Origin of the sequence: Nisaea sp. (assembly GCF_965216895.1) — a bacterium.
Taxonomy (GTDB): domain Bacteria; phylum Pseudomonadota; class Alphaproteobacteria; order Thalassobaculales; family Thalassobaculaceae; genus Nisaea.
Window position 1 is genome coordinate 3,368,042 of the sequence record NZ_OZ244205.1, and the last position, 17,552, is coordinate 3,385,593.

Genomic DNA, 17,552 nt, shown 5'->3' on the forward strand with positions numbered 1-17,552 from the left:
GAGTGACAAGTGTGCGACGCGCCCGGAGTGCCCCATGACCGATACGTCTCTGATCAGGAAAACCGCGACCGATATCCGCAATCTCTTGGCAAGTGGCGAGGTCACCCCACTGGATCTTCTCGACGCGCTGGAGGACCGGGTTGCCGCGGTCGAACCCAGGATCAACGCGTTGCCGACACTGTGCTTCGAGCGGGCGCGCGACCATGCGAAAGCGCTGATGGAAAAACCTGTCGCGGATCGCGGGGAACTTCTCGGCATTCCCGTTGCAATCAAGGACCTGGAAGAGGTGAAGGGGGTGCGCACCACCTTCGGCTCGCCGATTTTCGCCGATCATATCCCGGACAAGTCGGACATTGTCGTCGAGACCCTGGAGAAGAATGGCGGGGTGGTCTACGCCAAGGCGAACACGCCCGAATTCGGCGCCGGGGGCAACACCTTCAACGAGGTGCTCGGCACCACACTCAATCCCTGGAACCAGAAGCGCAGTGTCGCGGGTTCCTCCGGCGGCTCGGCGGCGGCGCTCGCGTCGGGCACCGCCTGGCTCGCCCAGGGCTCCGATACCGGCGGCTCGCTGCGCAATCCGGCGAGCTTCTGTTCCATCGTCGGTCTGCGTCCGAGCCCGGGCCGGGTGGCGCGCGGGCCGACCGGGACGCCGTTCGCCAATCTTCCGGTCGCGGGGCCGATGGCCCGCAACGTCGCCGACGTGGCGCTGATGCTCGATGCCATGTCCGGCGAACATCCGCGCGACCCGATCTCGCTGGCGCGTCCGGCGGAGAGCTTCGCCGATGCCGTCAGGGCCCAGCGGCTGCCGAAGCGGGTCGCCTTCTCGCGAGATCTCGGCTGTACGCCGGTCGATCCCGAAGTCGCCAGGATCTGCGAGACCGCCGCTCTCAGGTTCGAAGCGCTGGGCGTCAAGGTCGAGGAGGCGCATCCGGATTTCCACGACGTGCAGGAGATCTTCCAGGCGCTGCGCGCCGAGGGGTTCTACATGACCAAGCGCAAGCTGCTGGAAGAGCACCGCGACAAGATGAAGCCGGAAGTGGTCTGGAACATCGAGAAGGCCCTCGACTACAGCCTTGAGGACTTCACTCGTGTCCAACTCGCCCGCGGCGCCTATATCCAGCGCGCAGTCGATTTCTTCGAGACCTACGACCTGCTGCTCTCGCCCGCGACCTGCGTCGGCCCCTATCCGGTCGAACAGCGCTATGTCGAGGTCTGCGACGGCCATACCTTCGACAATTATGTCGAATGGCTGACCATGGCCTACGCGATCACCCTGACGACCTTCCCCGCGCTGTCCATGCCGGCGGGCTTCACTGCCGAAGGCCTGCCGGTCGGACTTCAGGTCGTCGCGGGACCGCGCGGGGAGGCGGCTCTGCTCTCCGCCGCCGCCCTGCTCGAGGCCGAGATCGGGCATGCGGCCGCGGTTCCGATCGACCCTGTCTGATTACGGTTTCGTTTACCGGCGGGGGCTAACATTAGGACCTGTTCATTCAGATCGGAGCCGTCTTGAACGCCAAGCCCTGGAGACCGTTCCTCAGCCCGCAACCTGAAGCGGGCCGGCGGTTCTGCCTGCACCCTCTCGATGCGCCGAGCGAGAGGTTCGGTCCGCTTGGCCCGTTCGTCGAAATCTGGCGGGACAAGTGGCAGGGCGCGGAACCGCCTTCCTGGTCAGCGCTGGATTTCTATGATTTTCGGGGCTGGCACGGCTGGATCCATGTCGACGAGCAGACATCGGAGTCCCCGTTCGACATGCGCTGCCGCCTCTGGGGAACCGAACTCGTCGATCGGCTGGGGATCGACGAGACGGGGCAGCCGCTCAGTCGCTCTCCGGCGATCGCGGAGCCCAAGATTATCCCCTTCTACCGGGATATCCTCTCCCTGCCCGCGATCGGAACGAATGCCGGCACGGTCACGAGTTACGGTCGCGCTTCGGAATGGACCGTAGTCAAACTGCCCTGTCCCGGGCACGGCGGGGAAGCGAATGTCATTCTTTCCTGCAGCGTGCAGGGCGTGGCGTTGTCCTTCCCGCCGGAGCAACTCCTTCCCGGCCTTGAGGCCTGACACCGCGCCTCAGGAGATTTCGATCTCGACCTGACCGAGCGGTCCGAAATGCGCGACGACGGTGTCTCCGCGCTCGGCGAAATGGACGCTGGTCGCCGTACCGGTGCTGACATAGTCGCCGGGCTCGAGCGGGAGCCGGTTTGCCACCCAGGCGAGGACGCCGAGCGGGCCGCCATCCACGTTGGCGGCATTTCCCGATGCAACGCGATGCGCGCCGACAATGAGCGATACCGTGACGTTCGTCAGCATCTCCAGGTCCCAGTCAGTAACGGGTTCGCCCCGTACCCAGCCATAGGAAGATCCGTTATCGGCGATCAGCAGGGCCGGACCTGCATCGGTCCACTCGTCGTGGCAGGACGAGACGATCTCGACCGCGGGGACGATCGCATCGACGGCGTCTGCGACGCTTTCCGCCGTGTGTGTCCCTCCGCCCGGGCGCAACGGGGAGCCGATCCTGAGAGCGAATTCCGGCTCGAGGATGATGAAGGGATAGTCGTCCTTGGCGATGCGGGCCGGACTTTCGGTCGCGGTCACGGAGAGCAGCGCGCCGTGGAACGGTCCGTCGAGGCCGAGCAGATCCCGTGCCGCCTGGTTGGTGCAGCCGACCTTGCGCCCGATGATCTTTCCACCGCGCCGGCGCAGCATCTCCTTCAGGACCTTTTCCTGAACCTGGTAGGCGTCGTCGATATCGGTATTGCCGTACCATTCCCGGGTCGGGGCGGGCATCTTTCCGTCAAGTCTGGCCGCGAGAACCATTTCTGCCAGACGCGCCGTGTCTTTCATTTGTGCGTTTCCTCGTGAAGAGCGGTGGTTTTTCCATCTAACCAGTTGAGCGCTTCCGGCTCCACGGCTATATTTTCCTTTGTTGCGCCGCACAATGACCTGACGGAGCCAGGATGTCCCCAGACGGAGCCATGATGTCACCGGTCGTGTCCCACGCACCGGAGAAGATCGGCCGCTATTATCTCGAGGATCTTGCTCCCGGGATGCGCGCCGAGTTCAGCCGCGAGGTGACCGCGCCGATGGTCGAGGAATTCGCCAGCGTGTCCGGCGACCGCAATCCGATCCATTTCGACGAGGAATATGCGCGCGGGACGATATTCCGCGAGCGCATCGTTCACGGCATGCTCTCCGCGGGGTTCTTTTCGACCCTGTTCGGAACCGTCATGCCGGGGCAGGGCAGCGTCTACCTGAAGCAGAATCTCAAGTTCGTCGCCCCGGTCCGCTATAGCGAGGAAGTCAAGGCGGTGATCGAGGTGCTGGAGATCCAGGAAGAAAAGAGCCGGGTCCTGTTCGCGACGCGCTGCTACGTGAACGAGCAGTTGGTCATCGACGGCGACGCACTGATCATGGTACCCAGCCGTCCGCACTAGGATGGCTGGAACATGCGGATAATTCGGAGTCTCGGGGACGTCACCTCGGACGATCGCGGCGCGATTGCCGCGGTCGGAAATTTCGACGGGGTGCATCTCGGCCACAGGGCCGTAATCGGCCAGGCGCAACGCGCGGCGCATCTCGCCGGCGTTCCGGCCGCCGTGCTCACCTTCGAGCCCCATCCGCGCATGCTTTTCCAGCCCGATGCGCAGGCCTTCCGGCTGACGAGCGCGGCCTCGCGGGCCGAGGCGATCGCCGCGCTTGGCGTCAACATCCTGTTCGAGCTCGGCTTCGACGAAGCCTTCTCGCATCTCTCGGCGGAAGATTTCATCACCGACGTGCTGCATCGCGGCCTCGGGCTCCGGCACGTTATCATCGGCCACGATTTCTTCTTCGGCCACCGCCGCCGGGGCACGCCCGAAATGCTTCAGGAATTCGGCATCCGGCTCGGGTTCGGCGTCTCGGTGATCGACGCGGTGACGGAAGAGGATGGCGCGGTTTATTCCTCGAGCAGGGTTCGACAGTGTCTGAAGGAAGGCGATCCGCGCGGCGCCGCGTCACTCCTCGGCCGCCCCTGGGAAGTCGAGGCGGAAGTGGTCCGGGGCGACCAGCGTGGCCGCACGATCGGTTTCCCGACCGCCAACCTTCAGCTCGATGACATTCTTCATCCGGCACACGGCGTCTATGCGGTGCGCGCACGGGACGTTCAGGGCGGCGCATGGTGGAACGGTGTGGCGAATTTCGGGCGCCGTCCGACGGTCAATGACCGGGGGCCCTTGCTGGAGGTCAATCTGTTCGACGTGTCGCCGGACCTCTACGGGCGGAAACTCCGCGTGCAATTCATTGACTTTATCCGCCCGGAAATGAAATTTAGCGGCCTCGACGAACTGAAGGCGCAAATCGCGCGCGACGCCGAGGTCGCGCGGGAGAAACTGTCCGGATAAGAGGCGCGGGCCGGAGCGGCCCGCCCAGAGAGAAAACCGATGAGCGTGGACTACAAGACGACCGTCTTTCTGCCCAAGACCGATTTCCCGATGCGCGGCAACCTGCCGACCCGCGAGCCCGAGATTCTGGCGCACTGGGAAAAGATCGGACTGCAGAAGAAGCTGCGCGAGAGCCGCGCCGGCGCCGAGAAGTTCATCCTCCATGACGGCCCGCCCTACGCGAACGGCAATCTGCATATGGGGCATGCCCTCAACAAGGTGTTGAAGGACGTCATCAACCGCTCGCAGCAGATGCTCGGCAAGGATGCGAACTATGTGCCTGGCTGGGACTGCCACGGCCTGCCGATCGAGTGGAAGATCGAGGAGCAGTACCGCGAGAAGGGGCTCGACAAGGACAATGTGCCGGTCGTCGAGTTCCGCCGCGAGTGCCGTGAGTTCGCGCAGAAATGGGTCGAGGTGCAGACCGAGGAGTTCAAGCGCCTCGGGGTCGGCGGCAACTGGGAAGATCCCTATCTGACCATGACCTTCCCCGCGGAAGCGCAGATCGCCCGCGAGATCGGAAAGTTCGTGATGAATGGCGGCCTCTACAAGGGCGCCAAACCGGTCATGTGGTCGGTGGTCGAGAAGACCGCGCTGGCCGATGCCGAGGTCGAGTATCACGACCACAAGTCGACCACGATCCATGTCCGCTTCAAGGTGATGGAGCCGAAGCATCCGGCGATCGAGGGTGCCTCCGTCGTGATCTGGACCACCACCCCCTGGACAATGGCGGGCAACCGTGCGGTCGCGGGCGGCGAGGAGTTCGAATATGTCGTGATCGAGGTGGCCGAGGTCGCCGAGAACAGCCTTGCCACGGTCGGCGAAAAGCTCGTCGTCGCCGCCGATCTGCTCGAGTCCGTCAAACAGGCCGGTAAGATAGAGGCCGTCACGGAACTCGCCCGGGTCACCGGTGCCGAGATCGCCGGCTCGATCCTCGCCCATCCGCTGCGCGGCCAGGGCTACGATTACGACGTGCCGCTGCTGCTCGGCGACTTCGTCACCACCGAGGCGGGCACCGGCTTCGTGCATATCGCCCCGGGCCATGGCGCCGACGATTTCGTGCTCGGCAGTGCGCACGGCCTCGAGATCCCGCAGACGGTCGGCGACGACGGGGTGTTCTACGACCATGTCCCGGTGTTCGCCGGGATGCACGTGCTGGAAGACAACCTGAAGATCTCCGCCATCATCCGCGATGCGGGCGGTCTCCTGGCGCGAGGCAGCATCACCCACTCCTATCCGCATTCCTGGCGCTCCAAGGCGCCGCTGATCTTCCGCAACACGCCGCAATGGTTCATCTCGATGGAGACGAACGAGCTTCGGCTGAACGCGCTCAAGGCGATCGACGAGACCCGCTTCGTCCCACAGGCGGGACAGACCCGTCTGCGCTCGATGATCGAGCAGCGGCCGGACTGGTGCATCAGCCGCCAGCGCGCCTGGGGCGTGCCGATCCCGGTCTTTGTCGAGAAGAAGACGGGCGAGATGCTGCGCGACCAGAAGGTCATCGACCGGATCGCGGACATCTTCGAGCAGGAAGGCTCAGACGCCTGGTTTTCCAGCGAGCCGTCCCGCTTCCTCGGCAACGACTACAACGCCGACGATTACGAGCAGAACAGGGACATCGTCGAGGTCTGGTTCGAGAGCGGCTCGACCCACTCCTTCGTGCTTGAGGCGCGTCCGGAACTGAAATGGCCGGCAGACCTCTATCTCGAGGGCTCGGACCAGCATCGCGGCTGGTTCCATTCCTCGTTGCTGGAAAGCTGCGGCACCCGCGGCCGGGCGCCCTACGACGCGGTGCTGACGCACGGCTTCGTGCTCGACGAGAACGGTCGCAAGATGTCCAAGTCGCTCGGCAACGTGACCGCGCCGCAGGACGTCATCGACCAGAGCGGCGCCGACATCCTGCGCCTCTGGGTGGTGAACTCGGACTATTCCGAGGATCTGCGCATCGGCAAGGAGATCCTGAAGCACCAGGCCGACCAGTATCGCCGCCTGCGCAACACGCTGCGCTACCTGCTCGGCAATCTCGACGGCTTCACCGAGGCAGAGCGCCTGCCGGTCGCCGAGATGCCGGAACTGGAGCGCTGGGTGCTGCACCGGCTCTGGGAGCTGGACGCGATGATCCGCGACCGGGTCGATGCGTTCGATTTTCACACGCTGTTCACCCAGCTGCACAATTTCTGCGCCGTCGATCTTTCGGCCTTCTATTTCGATATCCGCAAGGACAGCTTCTATTGCGACCGGCCGGATTCGGTCCGCCGCCGGGCTGCGCGGACCGTACTGGACGAGATCTTCAGCCGGCTCACCGCCTGGCTCGCGCCGGTTCTCTGCTTCACAGCGGAAGAAGCCTGGATGACCCGCGGCACCGGTCCGGAAGAGTCGGTGCATCTGCGCACCTTCCCGGAGACCCCGGCCGAGTGGCGAAACGACGCCGTGGCGGCGCGCTGGGCCGAGATCCGCACTGTCCGCCGGGTCGTCACCGGAGCGTTGGAGATCGAACGCAACCAGAAGCGGATCGGCTCCTCCCTGCAGGCGGCGCCGAAGGTCTATGTGACCGAGGCCGCCCTGAAGGCGTTCGAAGGGCTCGACGCGGCCGAACTCTTCATCACTTCCGGCGCCGAACTGACGGTCGGCGAGGCACCGGCGGAGGCCTTCCGCCTCGAAGATGTCGACGGTGTCGGTGTGGTCCCGGCCCTGGCCGAGGGCGGCAAGTGCGAGCGCTGCTGGAAAGTGCTGCCGGAAGTGACGGATCCGCCGGTCTGCAGGCGCTGCGCAGACGCGGTCGGTTCCCTCGAAACCGCCGCCGAATAGACTGGTGGCGGACACCGCAAGACGCAGCCTCGCGCTCGGCGGCCTTCTGGCCCTGCTGGTCGTACTTGCCGACCAGGCAACCAAGCAGTGGGCGCTTTCGACCCTGTTCCGGGACGGACGGGTGGTCGAGGTGACGCCGTTCTTCAACCTGGTCGCGGTCTGGAATCGCGGCGTCAGCTTCGGTCTGATGGCGAGCGACGATCCGATGACGCCCTATTACCTCTCGGCCTTCGCCATGGCGGTTGTGGTTGGTCTCGCGGTCTGGCTGTCTAAGGCGACAAGCCCGCTGCTCCGCATCTCGCTCGGGCTGATCATCGGCGGCGCGATCGGCAACGTGATCGACCGGATCCGCTTCCACGCCGTGGTGGATTTCATCGACTGGCATGTGGCCGGGTATCACTGGCCGGCTTTCAATATTGCCGATAGTGCGATATCCATCGGCGTGGTGTTTTTGTTGTTCGACAGCTTTCAGGGTGACTCGCGGGGAACCGATCCCCATATCTCGAAGGGGAACGGCGAGTGACGCGGAAAGCGAGAGACCGGAGTAAAATTGGCATGTTGAGCCTCGGCAGGGTCCTGGGACTCACCCTTTGCGTCGGTACGCTCGGCCTGCAGGCCTGCAGCGATATCCAGGCGGCGATCGGCAACAAGAAGCAGTCTCCCGACGAATTCGCGGTCGTGGCGCGTCCGCCACTCAGTCTGCCGCCGAATTTCGCCCTTCGCCCGCCGACCCCGGGCGAGCCGCGCCCGCAGGAGCGCGACGTGACCAAATCCGCCGAACGTCTTGTCTTGGGCGGCGGAAACCAGAGCACGGTTTCCGGCACCGCGGGCACCGTGCCCGCGTCCGCTCCGAGCGCTCCCGTCTCGCGCGAGACGCCGGGCGAGTCGAAAATGCGCCAGCTGCTGCGCACCGCAGAGGCCGAACCCGGCATCCGGAATATCGTCAATCAGGAGACCAAGAGCTTCGTCTACGAAGAGGAATACCTGATCGACAATCTCCTGTTCTGGCGCGACCCGGCCCCGAAAGGCGTCGTCGTCGATGCCGAGGCGGAGAAGAAGCGCCTGCAGGAGAACGCGGCATTGGGCAATGCGCCGACCGCCGGCGAAACCCCGGTCATCGAGCGCAAGCGCAAGGGCCTGTTCGACTAGATCGTTTTCCGGGATGGGCCGCGGGTGCGGCCTTGTTCCTGCCGCAAACCTTTCCATATCTCGAAGGATCGATAGCCGCATCGCCGGCGCAGTAACCCAGGAGACGATCCCGTGAGACTTCTGGCATCCGGAAGAGGCGCACACCTCCTCCTTGCCGCGTTCCTATGCATCCTGGTCTCCGGAGGAACTGCCGGGGCAAAGGTTTACGAACCCGAGAGCTTCACCCTGCCGAACGGCATGCAGGTGGTCGCCATCACCGACCAGCGGGTTCCCGTGGTCACGCATATGGTCTGGTACAAAGTCGGCGGCGCCGACGAGGCGCCGGGCGAAACCGGACTCGCGCATTTTCTCGAGCATCTGCTCTTCAAGGGCACCGAGAAGGTGCCGTCCGGCGAATTCTCCCGCACCGTCTCGCGCAACGGCGGTCAGGGCAACGCCTTCACCGGATACGACTATACGGCCTATTTCCAGACCATCGCCTCGGACAAGCTGCCGCTGGTGATGGAGATGGAAGCCGACCGTATGACCAACCTCACGCTGGACCCGGACGAAGTCGCGGCGGAGCGGCAGGTGGTGCTGGAGGAGCGGCGCTCGCGGGTCGACAACAGCCCGGCCGCGCTGCTGGGCGAACGCACGAACGCGGCGCTCTATCTGAACTACCCCTACCGCCGTCCGCTGATCGGCTGGGCGCACGAGATCGAGGCGCTGACCCGGGAGAACGCGCTTGCCTTCTACCGCAAATGGTATGCCCCGAATAACGCCATTCTCGTTGTCGCCGGCGACATCACGATGGAGCGGCTGAAACCGCTGGCGGAGAAATACTACGGCGCGATCCCGTCCCGCCCGGTTCCGGAGCGGGTGCGGCCGCAGGAACCGGAACAGATCTCCGCCCGGCGGGTGGAGCTCGTGCATCCGCTCGCCGCGCAGGAGAGCTGGACGCGGCGTTGGCTGGCACCGAGCCGGTTCTGGGGCGACAGCCGCCACGTGATGCCGCTTTCCGTGCTGGCCGAGGTGATCGGCGGCGGCGCGACCAGTCGGCTCTACAAGAAACTGGTGATCGAGCAGAAGATCGCGCTCTCCGTCGGCGCCTTCAGCGGCGGCGGCGAGATCGGCCCCTCCACCTTCGGATTCTACGGCGTGCCCGCCGAAAGCCACACCGTCGAGGATCTGGAAAAGGCAGTCGAGGCCGAACTGCAGGCAATCCTGCGCGACGGTGTCGACCCGGCGGAAGTCGCACGTGCGGTGAAAAGCATGAAGGCGAGCGCGGTCTATGCCCGCGACAGCGTCACCGCGCCGGCCCATGCCGTCGGCCGGGCGCTGGCGATCGGCCGGACGATTGACGAGATCGAGAGCTGGCCGGAGGAAGTCGGCGCGGTCACGGCCGAGCAGGTGATGGAGGCGGCGCGCGCGGTACTTACGAAGCCGGGCCATGTCACCAGCGTCCTGCGTCCGAAACCGGCGAGCTGAGGAAACCCTCATGACACGAACATTCTACCGTGCCGCCGTTCTCGCACTCGGCACCCTTCTCGTCCTCGGCCGCTGGGGCGGCGCCGAGGCGATCGAGATCCAGCGCGTGGTCAGCCCGGGCGGGATCGAGGCCTGGCTGGTCGAGGATCACAAGAACCCGATCATCACGCTCTCCGCCTCTTTCAAGGGCGGCGCGGCGGCGGACCCGGACGGCAAGGAGGGTCTCGCGGACATGGTCGCGGCACTGCTCGACGAGGGCGCGGGCCCCTATGACAGCGAGGCTTTCCGGCGGCAGCTCGAGCACCGCGTCATCAGCCTTGGTTTCAATGCCGGTCGGGACGGCTTCGGCGCCCGGCTGCAGACCCTGACGGAGCATTCGGAGACGGCTTTCGAATTGCTGCGCCTCGCCATGACCGAGCCGCGCTTCGACCCGGAGCCCGTCGAGCGCATTCGGGCGCAGATCGTCTCCTCCCTGAAGCGCAGCGCGACGCGTCCGCAGACCATTGCCAGCCGTACCTGGTGGCGCGCGGCCTTTCCTGACCATCCCTACGGCCGGCCCGATGGCGGCACCGCGGACAGCATCGCCCGCATCTCCACCGCCGACTTGAAGGCCTTCGCAGGCAGGGTCCTGACCCGCGACCAGATGGAAATCGGCGTGGTGGGCGATATCGACCCGGAGCGGCTCGGCCTGCTGCTCGACCGGACCTTCGGTCCCCTGCCGGACACACCGGCACCCACGCCGCCGGAGGCCGCTGAACTCAGCGCCGCCGGAGAGACCTTCGTGGTCGAACAGGCGGTGCCGCAATCCGTCGTCGTGTTCGGCCATCGGGGGATCCCGCGCGACGATCCGGACCGCTTCGCGGCCGCCATCCTCATGGAGATCATGGCCGGTGGCTTCGGCTCCCGCCTGACGGAGGAGATCCGCGAGAAACGCGGCCTCACCTACGGCATCTACGCCTACAGCCTGCCGCTCGACGGCGCGCAGATGGTCATGGGAGGGGTCTCTACCCGCAACGACAAGGTCGCCGAGACTATCCGGCTGGTCCGGGAGCTCTGGGCCGAGATGGCGGAGAACGGACCGACCGAGCAGGAGATGCGGGACGCGAAGACGTACATCAACGGCTCCTTCCCGATGCAGCTCACCAGCTCGGCGCCGATCGCCGGGATGCTGGTCTCGCTGCAGCGGAACAACCGGCCGCTCGACTATCTGGAGGATCGCCCGGAACGGATCGATTCGGTCACGATGGAGGACCTCAGGCGGGTTGCGAAACGTCTGTTCCACGCGGACGAACTGACCTTCGTCGTGGTCGGGCAGCCGAAGGATCTGAAAGCCACGGCCCCGGTCCCGGAGCCGCGCTCCTGAGGGCGCCGGAGAACCGCGAGCGGATCCGGAAGAGCGCCGTTCCGAAGGTGGTTCGCCCGCAGCGCATCTGCTAGATTCGCTCCCCATGAAAGCGTTTCATCTGACGGCCGGGCCACTCCGGCATGATTTTTCCGCGACATTCGAGAGCAAGCTCGGGCCGGGCGGCCTGCCCGGCGCCGCTTTCGCCGCGCTCGCGGAGCCGGCCGCGGTGTCGCTCGAAGGGTTGCGCCGGAAGCGGGAAAACGGCGAATTGCCGCTGCTGTCCCTGCCGTCGCGTACCGACGATCTCGAACTCGCCGAATCGCTTGCCGACGATATCCGCCGGCGCGCGGCCGACGTTCTGATCCTCGGCATCGGCGGCTCCAGCCTCGGCGGGGCGACGATCTGCCGGCTGGCAGAGAAGGGGGAGGCCTTTTCGCCAAATGCGCCGCGGCTGCACTTCCTCGACAATATCGATCCGGCGACCTTCACGGCGATCTACCAGAGGGTGGATTTCGCGCGGACCGCGGTGATCGCGATTTCGAAATCCGGCGGGACGGCGGAAACGCTCTGCCAGACGCTCCTGCTGCACGACGCCTTCGTCGAGGCCGGACTCGATCCGGCGCGGCACTTCATCGCCGTGACAGAGCCGGGCGCCCGCCCGCTCCGCCAGTTCGCGGAGAAGGTCGGCTGCCCGTGCCTCGATCACGATCCGCAAATCGGCGGGCGTTATTCCGGCCTCACCCTGAACGGGCTTCTTCCGGCGATGATCGTCGGTCTCGACGCGCGCGCGATCCGGCGCGGGGCGGCGGCCGTGACTGCGGCTGCGCTCGATGCGAACCGGCCGGAGGAAAGTGCGCCCGCGGTCGGCGCGATGATCAATGTCGGCCTCTTGCGCGAGCGCGGCGTGACCCAGAGCGTGCTGATGCCCTACAGCGACCGGCTCGACCGGATCGGCGACTGGTACACGCAGCTCTGGGCCGAGAGTCTCGGCAAGGCCGGCAACGGCACCACGCCGATCGGCGCGCTTGGCGCCGTCGATCAGCACAGCGCCCTGCAGCTCTTCCTCGACGGGCCGCGCGACAAACTCGTCACCATCGTACAGAGCGACGTCGCCAATACCGGCGGCCGGGTGAACGGCAGTGCGACCGAGCTGATGGGGACAGAGCTCACGTATCTCGAGGGCCGGACCATGGGCGATCTGCTCGACGCGGAACAACGGGCGACGGCTGAGACCCTGATCGCCAACGGGCGCCCGACCCGGATCATCCGCACAGCGAAGGTGGACGAGGAGAGCGTCGGCGCCCTGATGATGCATTTCTTCCTCGAGACCATGATCGCCGCCGATCTCTTCGGCGTCGATGCCTTCGACCAGCCGGCGGTGGAGCAGGGCAAGGTGCTGGCGCGGCGCTATCTTGCGGAGATGGGCGGGTGAGCGCGGTCGCGCAACGAACTGACGAACGCATCGGGCGGATCCGCCGCCTCCCCGACGGACTGGTCAATCGGATCGCCGCCGGCGAGGTGGTCGAACGCCCCGCGAGCGCGGTGAAGGAGCTGGTCGAGAACGCGCTCGACGCCGGGGCGACGCGAATCGACATCGTCATGCGGGACGGCGGGCGTACCGCGATCAGCATCACCGATAACGGCATCGGCATGACCCGCGAGGAGCTGGAGATCGCGGTCGAGCGGCACGCCACCTCCAAGCTCAAGGGCGAGGACCTGACCAACATCATGAGCCTCGGATTCCGGGGCGAGGCACTGCCGTCCATCGGTGCGGTAAGCCGGATGACGATCACCACGCGCGCCGCCGCGGCGGGACCGGAATACAGCGCCTGGAGCCTTTCCGTAGAGGGCGGCCGGGTCGGCGTGGCGGAACCGGCGGCGCTCGGCCAGGGCACGCGGATCGAGGTCCGCGATCTTTTCTACGCAACGCCTGCACGGCTGAAATTTCTGAAGGCGGCGCGGACGGAATACAGCCATGCGGTCGACGTCATCGAACGGCTGGCGATGGCGCATCCTCATGTTGCCTTTTCGCTCGGCGACGGTACGCGCACGAGCCTGCGCCTCAACGAGGCGACGGGCGATCTGTTCGAGGCGCGGCTCGTCCGGCTCGGCGCCGTGATGGGGCGTGATTTCGAGGACAACGCGCTGCCGATCGAGGCGGAGCGCGAGGGCATCCGCCTCTCCGGCTATGCCGGCCTGCCGACCATCAACAAGCGCACCACCAGCCATCAGTTCCTCTTCGTCAATGGTCGGCCGGTGCGGGACAAGCTGCTCTACGGCGCGGTGCGCGGCGCCTACATGGATTTCATCTCGCACGACCGTCATCCGATGCTGGCGCTGTTCCTCGACGTGCCGCCGGAAGCGGTGGACGTGAACGTCCATCCGGCCAAGACCGAGGTCCGGTTTCGCGAACCGGGACTTGTCCGCGGTCTGATCGTCGGGGCGCTGAAGCATGCGCTGACCGCCGCTGGCCACAGGGCCTCGACCACGGTCTCGAACGCCGCCCTCGGCGCGCTGGGCCGCTCGGCCGAGCAGGGCCCCCCGGGCACGCCCGGTTATCAATGGCAGCCGCCGAGCTATTCGCAGACAGGCGCGCCGCGCGGCATGGCGGAAGCGGCGATGGCCTATCAGGCTCCGATCGGCGGCATGATGGAGGATAGCGCGCCGCAGGCGCGGGTCGAGACGCACGCGCCGGAAAGCGCGGCGCTGCAGAACCATCCGCTCGGCGCCGCCAGGACGCAGCTGCACGAGAACTATATCGTCGCGCAGACCGGCGAGGGGATGGTCATCGTCGACCAGCACGCCGCGCATGAGCGGCTGGTCTACGAGCGGATGAAAAAGGCGCTCGAGGCGGACAGCATCAAGCGGCAGATGCTGCTGATCCCGGAAGTGGTCGAGCTGGACGAGGGCGCGGTCGACAGGCTTGGCGCGCGGGCGGAGGAATTCGCCGAGCTCGGCCTCGTGCTCGAGCCGTTCGGGGCCGGTGCGGTGGTCGTTCGCGAGGTCCCGGCCCTGATGGGCGAGGCGGACGTGCAGGGCCTGGTGCGCGACCTTGCAGAGGAATTGACCGAGTTCGGCGAGGCGATGGCGCTTAAGGACCGGCTGGCGCATATCTGCGGCACCATCGCCTGTCACGGCTCGGTCCGGTCGGGCCGGCGTCTGACGGTCGAGGAAATGAACGCGCTGCTGCGCGAGATGGAGGCGACGCCCCACTCCGGTCAGTGCAATCACGGCCGCCCGACCTATGTCTCGCTCTCGCTCAACGATATCGAGAAACTCTTCGGACGGCGTTGAGGATGGCGGTCCGGATCAGGACCTATCGCGAAGAAGATCTTCCCGCGCTCTACCGGATCTCGCTTCTGACGGGAGATGCGGGCGGGGATGCGCGCCGGCTCTACCGCGATCCGGAAATCATGGGGCATGTCTATGTCGCTCCCTATGCGGTGCTGTTGCCGGATCTCTGTCTCGTCGCGGTGGATGATGAGGGTGTCGCGGGCTATCTGGTCGGCAGCGCGGACACGCGGGCCTTCGAGGCCCGGCAGGAGCGGGACTGGTGGCCGCCACTGCGCCGGCGCTATCCCGATCCGGGGCCGGTGCCTGATCCGGCGTGGGATGCGGACACGAAGCGGGCGCATCGCATTCACCATCCGGAGGGTGTGGTCCCGGACGCGGTGGTCGCGGACCATCCCGGCCACCTGCACATGAACCTGCTGCCGCGCCTGCAGCGCCGCGGGATCGGCTCCCGACTGCTGGCAGCCTGGTATCCGCGCGTGCGGGAGGCCGGCGCGCGACGCGTCCATGTCGGCGTCAATCCCGGAAATGCCGGAGGCCTCGCCTTCTGGAGGCGCGCGGGGTTCACGCCGATTGCGCTGCCGCCGGAGGAAAATACCGGCCGCGCCGTCTGGCTCGGCCGCGGGGTCACCTGAGGCCTTTTCAGGCGAGAAGCAGGCGCAGCGGTTCGTTCGTTTTCACCAGCCCGTCGAGCGTGCAGCGATCGAGCTCCGCGAGAAAGGCATCGACTGCGCGGTGCAGCACGCCCTTGAGACGGCAGGCCGGTGTGATCAGGCATTCGTTGCCTCCGGCCTGGAAGCACTCGACGAGAGCGAAATCGTTTTCCATCCGGCGCACCACCTCGCCGATTGTGATCTCTTCGGCCGGGCGGGCCAGGCGAAGACCTCCACGGCGACCGCGCACAGCTTCGACGAACCCGTCACGGCCGAGCGCATTGGCGAGTTTCATCAGGTGATTCTTCGAGATCCGGAAGCGGTCAGCTGCTTCCTGGATGGTGACGAGTCGGTCGGTGCTGACAGCGAGATGCATTAGCAGGCGCAGGGCGTAGTCCGTCTGCACGTTGAGTCGCATGGCGCGGTCACTCCCGGTAAAATTCGATAAGGAAACGTACCGGACCGTCGAGAGCCACGCGGTGCGGGCGCTCCGGGACGATGATGACGGTCTCGCCCGCGCCAACTCTCTGCTCCGTTCCCCAAGGGTCCGGCTCGACGAAGATGAGGGTGCCCTGATCCACGACCAGCCGGCCCCAGACGCCGGGCTTGGTCCGATGCAGCTCCGTCAGTTTCGCCGGCGTGGTGATTTCCGTGAAGTGCGGCGAGCTGCTGTAGTGCCGGGCGCCTGCCGGGAGCGCCGGCGGCATCGGGGCCGGGGCGCTCATCGGAGCCCGAGGGCGAGTGCGAGTCCGGCCCAGATATAGAGCGGCAAGGGGGCGGCGATCCAGAGCAGGACGATCGGACCGATCCGGCGCCAGAGGGGGAGGCGATGTTTCATGATGTCTCCTCTCAGCCGACCGCGTTCACGGCGGTCAGCGCGACCAGCAGGGCGATCCAGCCAAAGAAGGCGCCGCGCGCGGCGAAGACCAGCGCGCCGCCGGTCTCGTCGAGAAAGGATTTCCGACCGAGACGGGCATCCTCGCGGCTGCCGGTCTCGAGCGCCGTCAGATAGATCAGGAAGAAGCCGGCCGTCGCGGCGAGGGCCAGCATGGTGACGATCTTGAGAACGATCATTTGCCGTCTCCTTTCGGCGTCTGCAGCTCCGGCAGGCCGAACATGGCGAGCTGCAGGCTGGTGGCGATCCGCTGTGCGCGCTCCATGAAATGGAACACCGCGCCGGGCGTCGGGGCGGTCTCTTCCAGCGTCTCCTGGAAGAGCGCGAGCCAGCGTTCGAAATGCGCGTGACGGACCTCTTTCAGCGCCAGGTGCGCCGGCACCGGCTTGCCGGAATATTGTCCGCTATTGAGGGCCACCGAGCCCCAGAACGCCTTCATGCGTGCGAGATGCGGGCTCCAGTCCACAATCCGGCGCGCGAAGACCGGGCCGAGCATCCCGTCCTGTCGGACTTTACGGTAAAAAGCCTCGACGAGACGGTCGATGTAGGCCTCGTCGATTCCGAGCGCGGCGGCCTGGGCCTGGAGTTCCGCCCGCCTTTCGGGGGCGCTGCGGATCGGTTCAATATTCATCGGAGGTCTCCCTCGAAATAAGATGAATTTAATATGCATCTTTTGACGCGACACTCAAGACAAGCGGCATGCCTGCGACAATCCGCGCCGAGGCGCCGCCGCGGGCCGTCAGTCCGCCGCGGCCTCTATCGCTTCCATGTCGTCGTCGGAGAAGCCGAAGTGATGACCGATTTCGTGGATCAGCACATGGCGGACGATGCTCTGCAGATCCTCGCCGCTCTCGCACCAGTAGTTGAGGATGGGCCGGCGGTAGAGAAAGATGCGGTTAAGGTCGGACGGACTCGCCACGGTCTCCGCCTCGCCGAAAGGGATCCCGGCATAGAGACCGAGGATCTCGAACGGGCTTTCGGCCCCGAACTCGTCCAGCACGTCCTCTTCGGCGAAATCGGTGACCAGAAAGGTCACGTCCCCGGTCTGTGCGCGCAACGCATCCGGAATCGTCGCGAAAGCCTCGCGCGCGAGACGTTCGATATCGTCGAGACTGGGCGGTTCGATCAATTTGGTCATGGCAAGGCTATAACCGGCACGCGGGTTTTGCGCTAGCATGGAAGCCGAACCTCGGGGAAGGAGGCCGACATGGTCAAGAAGCTGGCCGGGGCGGAACGGGACCAGGCTCTTGCGGGACTGCCGGACTGGAGTCCGGTCGAGGGCCGCGACGCCATTTCACGCAGCTACCGCTTCGGCAATTTCAGGGATGCCTTTGCGTTCATGACGAGAGTTGCGGAAATCGCCGAGGAGATGGATCACCATCCGGAATGGTTCAATGTCTACAACCGGATCGATGTGACGCTGAGCACCCACGACGCAGGTGGCCTGACGCGTCTCGACATCGATCTCGCGGTGCAGATGGACGGGCTGGCCGAAGGCGAGCCGGAAAGGGACTAGATCCGGC

The 17,552-nt window shown here is 66.0% G+C and carries 18 protein-coding genes and 1 pseudogene; 13 read left to right on the forward strand and 6 right to left on the reverse strand.

The genetic code is table 11. The features are described 5' to 3' along the window. Positions 1-34: 34 nt before the first annotated feature. On the forward strand, positions 35-1,447 hold the full coding sequence (locus ACOOE1_RS16165; RefSeq protein WP_420403232.1) for an amidase: 1,413 nt from the start codon (positions 35-37) through the stop codon (positions 1,445-1,447). 62 nt (positions 1,448-1,509) lie between these two features. Then, positions 1,510-2,064, forward strand: coding sequence for a hypothetical protein (locus ACOOE1_RS16170; RefSeq protein WP_420403233.1), 555 nt, complete (start codon positions 1,510-1,512; stop codon positions 2,062-2,064). 9 nt (positions 2,065-2,073) lie between these two features. Here the strand turns inward: ACOOE1_RS16170 and ACOOE1_RS16175 are convergent, their stop codons facing one another. After that, complete coding sequence (locus tag ACOOE1_RS16175) at positions 2,074-2,847, reverse strand: 2-keto-4-pentenoate hydratase (protein WP_420403234.1); 774 nt, start codon at positions 2,845-2,847, stop codon at positions 2,074-2,076. Between the two features lie 134 nt (positions 2,848-2,981). On the opposite strand from ACOOE1_RS16175, the gene ACOOE1_RS16180 reads away from it, so the two are divergent. The 10 genes from ACOOE1_RS16180 (at position 2,982) to ACOOE1_RS16225 (ending at position 15,116) form a co-directional block, all read left to right on the forward strand. After that, positions 2,982-3,437, forward strand: a complete 456-nt coding sequence (locus ACOOE1_RS16180; RefSeq protein ID WP_420403235.1) for a MaoC family dehydratase — start codon at positions 2,982-2,984, stop codon at positions 3,435-3,437. Between the two features lie 12 nt (positions 3,438-3,449). Beyond that, entirely contained in the window at positions 3,450-4,382 is a 933-nt protein-coding gene (locus tag ACOOE1_RS16185) for a bifunctional riboflavin kinase/FAD synthetase (protein ID WP_420403236.1), read from the forward strand. A gap of 39 nt (positions 4,383-4,421) precedes the next feature. Continuing rightward, positions 4,422-7,229 carry an isoleucine--tRNA ligase gene (gene ileS, locus ACOOE1_RS16190; RefSeq protein ID WP_420403237.1) on the forward strand — a complete coding sequence of 936 codons (2,808 nt, stop codon included), beginning with the start codon at positions 4,422-4,424 and terminating at the stop codon, positions 7,227-7,229. Positions 7,230-7,233: 4 nt separating this feature from the next. Continuing rightward, positions 7,234-7,752 carry a signal peptidase II gene (gene lspA, locus ACOOE1_RS16195; RefSeq protein WP_420403238.1) on the forward strand — a complete coding sequence of 173 codons (519 nt, stop codon included), beginning with the start codon at positions 7,234-7,236 and terminating at the stop codon, positions 7,750-7,752. A gap of 32 nt (positions 7,753-7,784) precedes the next feature. Continuing rightward, positions 7,785-8,378, forward strand: coding sequence for a DUF3035 domain-containing protein (locus ACOOE1_RS16200; protein ID WP_420403239.1), 594 nt, complete (start codon positions 7,785-7,787; stop codon positions 8,376-8,378). A gap of 111 nt (positions 8,379-8,489) precedes the next feature. Beyond that, on the forward strand, positions 8,490-9,845 hold the full coding sequence (locus ACOOE1_RS16205; protein WP_420403240.1) for a M16 family metallopeptidase: 1,356 nt from the start codon (positions 8,490-8,492) through the stop codon (positions 9,843-9,845). Positions 9,846-9,855: 10 nt separating this feature from the next. Beyond that, positions 9,856-11,208 carry a M16 family metallopeptidase gene (locus ACOOE1_RS16210; RefSeq protein ID WP_420403241.1) on the forward strand — a complete coding sequence of 451 codons (1,353 nt, stop codon included), beginning with the start codon at positions 9,856-9,858 and terminating at the stop codon, positions 11,206-11,208. An 85-nt stretch (positions 11,209-11,293) separates the two neighbouring features. Continuing rightward, a complete protein-coding gene (locus ACOOE1_RS16215) occupies positions 11,294-12,622 on the forward strand; it encodes a glucose-6-phosphate isomerase (RefSeq protein ID WP_420403242.1) in 1,329 nt (442 codons plus the stop codon). Between the two features lie 29 nt (positions 12,623-12,651). Beyond that, the gene (gene mutL, locus ACOOE1_RS16220) at positions 12,652-14,484 is read left to right on the forward strand and encodes a DNA mismatch repair endonuclease MutL (RefSeq protein WP_420406444.1); all 1,833 of its coding nucleotides are present in this window, start codon (positions 12,652-12,654) and stop codon (positions 14,482-14,484) included. Between the two features lie 2 nt (positions 14,485-14,486). Next, positions 14,487-15,116, forward strand: a complete 630-nt coding sequence (locus ACOOE1_RS16225; RefSeq protein WP_420403243.1) for a GNAT family N-acetyltransferase — start codon at positions 14,487-14,489, stop codon at positions 15,114-15,116. Between the two features lie 7 nt (positions 15,117-15,123). On the opposite strand, the gene ACOOE1_RS16230 is transcribed toward ACOOE1_RS16225, so the two are convergent. The 5 genes from ACOOE1_RS16230 to ACOOE1_RS16250 form a co-directional block, all read right to left on the reverse strand. Beyond that, the gene (locus tag ACOOE1_RS16230; RefSeq protein ID WP_420403244.1) at positions 15,124-15,552 is read right to left on the reverse strand and encodes an Rrf2 family transcriptional regulator; all 429 of its coding nucleotides are present in this window, start codon (positions 15,550-15,552) and stop codon (positions 15,124-15,126) included. Positions 15,553-15,559: 7 nt separating this feature from the next. Further along, positions 15,560-15,859, reverse strand: coding sequence for a DUF1971 domain-containing protein (locus tag ACOOE1_RS16235; protein WP_420403245.1), 300 nt, complete (start codon positions 15,857-15,859; stop codon positions 15,560-15,562). Between the two features lie 124 nt (positions 15,860-15,983). After that, a complete protein-coding gene (locus tag ACOOE1_RS16240) occupies positions 15,984-16,208 on the reverse strand; it encodes a hypothetical protein (RefSeq protein ID WP_420403246.1) in 225 nt (74 codons plus the stop codon). Then, complete coding sequence (locus tag ACOOE1_RS16245) at positions 16,205-16,660, reverse strand: group III truncated hemoglobin (RefSeq protein ID WP_420403247.1); 456 nt, start codon at positions 16,658-16,660, stop codon at positions 16,205-16,207. The genes ACOOE1_RS16240 and ACOOE1_RS16245 overlap by 4 nt, the downstream gene beginning before the upstream one ends. 108 nt (positions 16,661-16,768) lie before the next feature. Further along, positions 16,769-17,167, reverse strand: a complete 399-nt coding sequence (locus ACOOE1_RS16250; RefSeq protein WP_420403248.1) for a metallopeptidase family protein — start codon at positions 17,165-17,167, stop codon at positions 16,769-16,771. A 60-nt stretch (positions 17,168-17,227) separates the two neighbouring features. On the opposite strand from ACOOE1_RS16250, the pseudogene ACOOE1_RS16255 reads away from it, so the two are divergent. After that, positions 17,228-17,545, forward strand: a pseudogene (locus tag ACOOE1_RS16255) (4a-hydroxytetrahydrobiopterin dehydratase); the annotation flags it as partial. Between the last annotated feature and the right edge of the window lie 7 nt (positions 17,546-17,552).